This is a genomic window from Patescibacteria group bacterium (genome assembly GCA_041650895.1).
Lineage (GTDB): Bacteria > Patescibacteriota > Patescibacteriia > 2-01-FULL-39-33 > 2-01-FULL-39-33 > CAISTG01.
Genome location: JBAZKF010000008.1, coordinates 1 through 7700, shown reverse-complemented (window position 1 = coordinate 7700; position 7700 = coordinate 1). Strand labels below are relative to the sequence as shown.

The following is a 7700-nucleotide window of genomic DNA, read 5'->3' as shown; positions in this document are numbered from 1 at the left end:
TCAGCGGAAATTACATTCAACGGACAATTTTCCGCAGAAACAACCCCATCTTCAACAACCGAAGCAGGAAGTGCAACCAATTACGCGACAGATTTGCGTAATTTTATTTTTGAAACAGGAGCGGGACTAACAGACAGAACATTAAGTCGATTCAGTCCTTATGATATGTCAACTCAAAGTATTCAGGCGGGCGAAAATGATTATCGTTTAAGAATTTACGGTTTAAAAAATTTAAAATTAACTGAAGGTCAAACTTGGCAGATGACTGCCGGAGATATTAAAAATTTAGCAGGAACTCAAACTATAGAGGATTTTACTGCCAACAATACTGTTAGCGCTTCTGTTGATCCGATTGTCAATTATATAACAAATACTACCGAATCCGATTCTTGTTATAATTATCCGTGCGGCAATGTCGGTGATACGATAACAATTACCGGTTCTAATTACGCCACTTCAACTGACGCGACAGAAATATATTGGAATTTTAATGGAGGAAGCGTAACATCTACGGTTGCAACCGCCTCAGCCACTGCACTTACGGCTACGATTCCAACCGGATTAAACGGCCGCGTAGATATAATAGTTAGTGATTTAAATACGCGTCGTGTTTCAGATTCACGACCATTCATAATTTGGAATAGTACGCAAGCTATATTTATTGGAAGTCTTACCTCTAACACAGCCGGTGATATAGATAGGGTTCAAGTTGAAGCTTTTACGCCAGGACAAATGGGTAATGTTATACCGGGAGAAACTCATTCTAATGGTAAGTATGCTTTATTATTAAGTTCAACCGGAAGTTATAATGTACAATTTGGTACACCGGCCGGCGCGACTTACGTAGCGCCATCCAAGTTAAGCAGTCAAACAGCTACTGTGGGTTCGGTGGCAACATTAGCCACTCAAGCTTTCAGAACAGCCACTCTTTCAGGTACGGTTAAAAATCCAAGCGGCACAACATTATTGGAAGGCGTAGAAGTGGTGGCTCGTCCTTATACTTGGGATTATGAACAAAGAACAACAACCGGTCCAGGTGGAACATGGAAACTTTATGTACCGAATGATACCAGCAGCCAATGTTATGAAATTGAAGCCAGACCTAAAGATTATCAAGACAGAGTTTTACAATACAAAAGTGTTAAAACTTCTCAATGTTTAACTTTAGATCAAACTGCAGCCGGCATTAATATTAATCTGACCAGTCAAAATGTTAAAGTAACGATTAAAGCCCCTGGTACATTAGGTGATACTGCTACGGCAAGTAATCCTCAGCCGGGTTTGCCAGTGCCTTATGCTAATGTTGGTCTTCATACCATGGATTGGTCTTATAATCAATGGGCTCAAGCTGATTCTGATGGCGTAGTTTATTTTGGTGGAGTAACAGATAGTACTCATTATATTTTAGAACTTGAGCCGCCATTCAGTGGCGACTTTAGAGGTTATTCGAGAACAAGAACTGCGGAATTTGCCATTGATGTTACAGATGGGCAAATTACTGATTTGGGAAATAAAACCTTTACTTTGCCAAATGTTTTTGGAAAAGTAAAATGCGGTGGCATAGCAGTAGAGAATGCTTGGGTAAATATGAATAAAGACGGTTCTTGGTATGGCGTAAATACTGATGCCAATGGTAACTTTTCTTTTGGAGGTGTATTAATCGGCACTTATAATATTCAAATTCAACCGCCAAGCGGTGGTACTTGCGCCAGCGGAAATTTTTCCGTTTCCATTACTTCAAATACATCCAATGATTTAAAAGATCAAGCTGACACTCTTGATGGTGTTGATGATGATGCGTTTACTTTGTCAGCGCCCAATGTCACCGGTGTAGTCAAAGATCCAACCGGTACAACAGGACAAAGCGGAATTTGGATTGATTTTTGTCCTTACCAATCAGCTGGTGGTTGTTATGGTACCAGCGCTCAAAGTAATGGTACATTTAGTTTAAGTGTTCCTACGGGCAATTGGAATTTTAATGTTAACACTCAATATGGCAGTCTTTATGCCGCGCCGCAAGGCATGGTGGTAAATGTTGCCGGGACTACTATTACCGAGGTTTCAGACCCGGGTACTGCTTTAACAATTGCTAATAATAGCTTGCTTGTTTTATTAAGCGACCCGACAGTTAATGGTTTGACCGGTCGTGTTTGCAAACCAAAACATGATGATAATTCAGCCGTGACTCAAACTGAATGCGATGATCCAGCTGGTTACCCTGATATTGGTGCAATTAATGTTGGTATTAATATGCGATTACAAGGTTCAATGTCTGGTTCTCAATGGTCACAAACAGATGCTAACGGCAATTATGCCATTGGCGGCGTGGCAGTCGGAACTTATGAAATAGAGGCAAATCCTTGGAATGGTTGCGGAAGTATTACTTGCGGGAGAAAACTTGTTCAAAATGTTGCAGTTACCAGCAGTCAATCAAGCAGAACTAAAAATATAATTTTAAGTACTCCGAATATTACCGGTACGGTTGTTATTCCAAACACCACTACGACAGTGGCCAATGCTTGGATTAATTTCCATGTTGAAGGACCAATGCAAGGTGCGGGTGGTTGGTATGGCACTAACACTGATCAAAATGGTCAATTCTCTTTTGGTGGTGTATCGGCCGGAACCTATGCTTTGGAAATTGAAGCTCCGCGTTGGGGTACTGCCGAAGAACAAGCTGTTTATCGCAATTATTCAACAAAAAAATATTCTAATATTACGATTTCTTCTGCTGTGGCTGCCGGGACTGCGAATTTAGATTTAGGCACGACTTATGGAACTGACGGCAAACTTATTCTTGGCACACCGCAGGTTACCGGAAGAGTAATGAATCCGGGTCCGGACGATATTGCCGGGACTGCGGATGACCAGCCATTACAATGGTCTTGGATTATGATTCATGATCAAATGTGGCAAAATCAGGGTGGCGCTTCAACTGATGATCAGGGTTATTTCAGAATTGGCGGTTTAACCAATGCCACCGGATTATCCATGGAAATCAATTTGCCTTGGGGCGGTGGAAAAGCTTATATTCAGCCGAGCGGATTAACCGTTGATGTTACTAATGACGTAGGCACAGTCAAAGTGGCCAATGTGGCTCAGGCAAATAATTTAATTACTTTAACTGTTCCAACAAAAACTTTAACCGGCACGGTCACTAAAAAGGGCAGCGGTTTAGTAGTAGCCAATGCCCGTGTTCAAGCTAACCGCGATATGGGAGGTGGACATTTTGAAACATTAACTGATGCAAATGGTGAATATACTTTAAAACTCGCCGGCGGCGGCTGGTGGTTGGGAGTAAATCCTGATTGGAGTATGGGTCAACCGGATTGGGTTTATAATGAAGCGCAAAAGAGAACTACTTTTACCGAAGATGGCAGCACGGAATGCCGCGGTACAGTAGGAACTTGTCCGGGAGGCGCCACTATACTTGATGTTGGTTTGGATTTTGAAGTTCAAGTGGCCGATGCTATTATTACCGGTTTGGTTAAAGATCCAACCGGTGCTACAGCAATTGCCAATTCTTGGGTAATGGCTAATAGCGGCGGTATGATGGGCGGAGGCAATGGTACTAATACTGATTCTGACGGACGCTTTACTTTCAAAGTTCCGGCCGGTACTTATGATTTAGTGGCAAATCCAAATTGGGGAGAGCAAGGTCAGAGCTATGGCGGTTCCACTCCGGTTAAAATTAAGGCTATTTCTACTCAAACTACTGATGCAGGCACGCTTATTTTGACAGCAAAAAATTCACATATCAAAGGAACTGTTACTGATTCAGCAGGTAATGCGATTGGTAGTGTAATGGTTAATGCTTGGCAAATGAATGGACCGGGTTGGGCCAATACAATGACTGCTACTAATACGGGCAGATTTGATTTAACAGTCAGTGAAGGAAATTGGGGCGTAATGATAATGCCGATGTCAACTCAATATATTTATCAAGGCGGTCCGCAACAAGTAACAATAACCGCCAATCAAACTTCTGATAATAATGACTTTTTATTAAAAGTAGCTGATGGCTTACTTAAAGTAAAAATAGTAGACGCTGACGGTAATCGTATTTCTGACATTTGGGGCGGTGTTTGGGTTAAAGATACTGATCCGACAGTTAATGATTTTATTGATTTCGGCGATCCAAAAATGATGGAAGGCGGAAGCGGCGATGCAGGAGGTGGGGGTTCAGCGGTAGGTGGCGGCAGCGGCGGCGGCGGAGCAATGGGAGCTGGTATGGATAAAGGCGGTTTTGCCGGCGGAGGATTAGCCAATGGTTACACTGAAATTAAAGTTCCGCTTGGAAGTTATGAGTTGGGTTTAAATACGCCTCCGGGTTCCAAATATACTTTAACTGTAACCAAAACTGTTACTGTTGGCGAAAGCGATACTTGCACAGATGAAACAACCGGATGTAAAGAAACTACTTTAGTGGTGGCGCCGAATAATGCCACGATTGAAGGTAAGTTTTATCTTGATACCAACAGCGATGGTTCTTATACTGCTGGAACAGATACGGTAGTGACCGGTGTTCGCGCTTTTATCAATGGTGATAAAGAAAATGGCGGCTGGTCGCAAACAGAATTTGCTCCGAGCAGCGTTAATGATAAATATTCATTAAAAGTTTCAGCAGGCAGTTGGTATGTTGATGCTTTTATTGATCCGATGATGAACTTTGGAGATGATAATGATAAATACAAAATAGTATCCGAGGATGTAAAATCAACTGTTATTGCCGACAGCACAACTACTCGTAATTTCCAACTTAAAAAACTTGATAAAACAATCAGTGGTACAATTACTGATCCGGATGATGTTGGTATAAGTGGAGTTTGGGTTTATGCTGACTTTGGTGATGAAACAACTAAAAATGATTTTAAGGGTCCGGGCGGTTTAGGTGTTGGTACTTTTACTGGCAATGATGGCACTTATACTTTAAATGTTACCAGTGGTACTTTTAAAATCGGTGCTGGTATTCCTCCTTGGGATGCGAGAGATTTAATTAACCCGCCACTACTCAGTGTAACCGTTGGTGATACTAATGTAACAGGCAAAGACCTTCAATTCAGTTTATCAGATGCCACTATTACCGGTGAGGTTACTTTAGACAGCGTTAAAAAACAAGCCATGATACAAGCTTGGTCCGAGGATAAGGGAACCGGTACAATGGCTTCTGACGGAACTTATACTTTAAAAGTTAAATCCGGTGAAACATGGTATGTTAAGGCCACGGCCAAAATTGATGGAGTTCTTTATGAAAGCGCTGCGACTGAAGTTATAACTGTAGCTGGCGCTCAAACTAAGAATTTAACTCTTATTACTACTGGTCTTTCCGTCCCGGAAGCTAAAACTACGACTTTCAGCGCTTCAGATAGTAAAACGATTGAACTCACAAATGGTCTGACGCTTGAAATTCCAGCCGGAGCTTTAGCCAGCAGCGGTACGGTTACCGTAACTATTACGCCGACTGTTGGTGATGAAAATCAAACTACAGTATCAGTGAAACCGGATGCTAAAGATAAACCGCTTGGCGTTAACTATGATTTCACGGCCAAGGACTCTAATGGTCAAGAAATTACTCAATTTGATAATGACGTAAAGATTACATTCCCTTATGATCCTGATTTAATTACAGATTATGGATATACTGAAGCTGATATTACGCCAAAATATTTTGATGACACCACAAACACTTGGGAGAATTATAAATCAGTGGTTCGCGATGCGACTAATAATGTAATAATTGTTACCACAAATCACTTTACGCCGGGCGGTATTACCGGAGGAAAATTCGTCACTGCCGGTGGAAATGATTCTACGCCAATGAGTGGCAGTTCAGGTGGCGGCGGCAATGCTGGTTCTTCTGGACCGAAAGATTTATCCTTAAAGATAAATAGTGGTGCCGCGAAAACTACCATAAGAAGTGTTTCTTTAAATATTACTGCTACTGATGCCGCGGAAATGATGATTAGCAATACGGTTGATTTTGCCGGTATTAATTGGGAACCGTATCAAGCTACTCGTTCTTGGTTATTGCCAGTCGGTAAAGGAGAAAAAGTAGTTTATATCCGTTTCAGAGACAAGAGTTTTAATCTCTCTTCAATAATTTCCGCAATAATTATTTCTGAATCAGAAGAAACAGCAGAGGTTATAACTTATAATCTCAAGAATAGAGATTTGGTTATTTGTCCGACCTGTACTACTCAATCAGGCGCAGTTTATATGATTTTAAATAATGAAACACATGTTTTTCCGCATCTTAATGTTTATCTCTCTTGGGGTTATCCGTCCAATTTTTCTACAGTCAAGAAAGTTACTCCGGAAGAATTATCAAAATATTCTACGGGCATAGCAATGACATTCCGTGACGGTTCATTATTCCGAGGCAAGACCACATCACTTCATGGTCTGAGCGCTTCGGCAGTATTCATGGTTTCTGACGGTAAATTAAGACCGGTAAAATCTTCAGCGATTTATCAGAAACTTTTCAATGATCCGAAATGGAAATTGGTAACTTGGGTGCCCGATGATTTATTATCCAAATTTAATTATCCTTTAGGCGATACGATTGATTCCACGACTAAACATCCTAATGGAACACTGGTCAAATATACCGGAACTTCTCAGATTTATCTGATTCAGAATGGCAAGAAATATAAATTATCCGCCAAAGCTTTAACCAATAATGGTTATAGTAAAGCGCCGGTAATGACTATTTCCAAGGCTGAAATTTATTCTGACGGCGGAACAATCTCTGATTTTGCCGAAAATTTGGTCACACCGAAATTCTTAGCCGCAAAATAATTGTTAAAATAGGATATTGATTTTAAAGCCCTAGCTTAATAAAAAAGCTGGGGCTTTAGCTTATTGTTAATTTATATAATTCGCCCCGTTAGAAATTTTAATAAATGAGGTAGGAATAAATTATAAATATGACAAACGAAAAATGGAGATTTTCGCTTAAAAATTAGCCCACCCTTATCCACTTGTCAAATGTTTTATTTTGGTTTACTATTAAAGGTAGAAAGGTTTCTAAATATATTAAATAATAATAAATTTATGCAAATCAACAAAAAAGCTTTTATTCAAATTCCTTTAGCGATCGGTTTGGCTTCTATAGCCGCGGGCGCGGTTTTAATTAGTCGGACTATTGCTCAAAATGCCGAGATTTTATCACCCCTACCCCCGATAAATCAAGAACAGAAAACAATTATCAATCAGCCGATGCAAAATCAACCAGGACAAATTTTACAAGGAAATGAAGGTCAACAAATGCCAAACAATCAGCAAAATTTTCAGCCTGGACAACCAATACAAAGTCAACCAATGAATGGCACTCAACAGCCGGGAATGAATTTTAATCAAAATGGAAATCAGCCCAACAATCAGCCAATGAATCAGGATCAGAAGATGATTATCAACCAGCCGGGACAGACAACATCAGGAGGTGAGGGTCAGCAAATTCAAAGAGGAGTTTTGCCTAATCAGAGAATAGATAAAGAAGCTGGAGTAATTCCGGAAATAAGAACAATCCAGGTTGGTTCACAGAGTGCGAATAATCAAAAACAACCTATTCAAGTGAATCAGGATCAGAATGAAGAAGGACAAGATCAAAACGATTTTGTAGACCCTCAAGAAATTAAAGGAGTAACCAAACAGATAAAAGACATGAAAAAGCAGATTAAAACTTTAACCACTGCTTTGAA

At 40.4% G+C, this 7700-nt stretch carries 2 protein-coding genes; both read left to right on the top strand.

The annotated features are described in order from the left end of the window. Nucleotides 1-165 precede the first annotated feature (165 nt). On the top strand, nucleotides 166-6798 hold the full coding sequence (locus WC473_06030) for a carboxypeptidase-like regulatory domain-containing protein (protein MFA5125344.1): 6633 nt from the start codon (nucleotides 166-168) through the stop codon (nucleotides 6796-6798). Nucleotides 6799-7053: 255 nt separating this feature from the next. Further along, nucleotides 7054-7700: hypothetical protein (locus WC473_06025; GenBank protein ID MFA5125343.1), on the top strand; the 647-nt coding region annotated here is incomplete at its 3' end.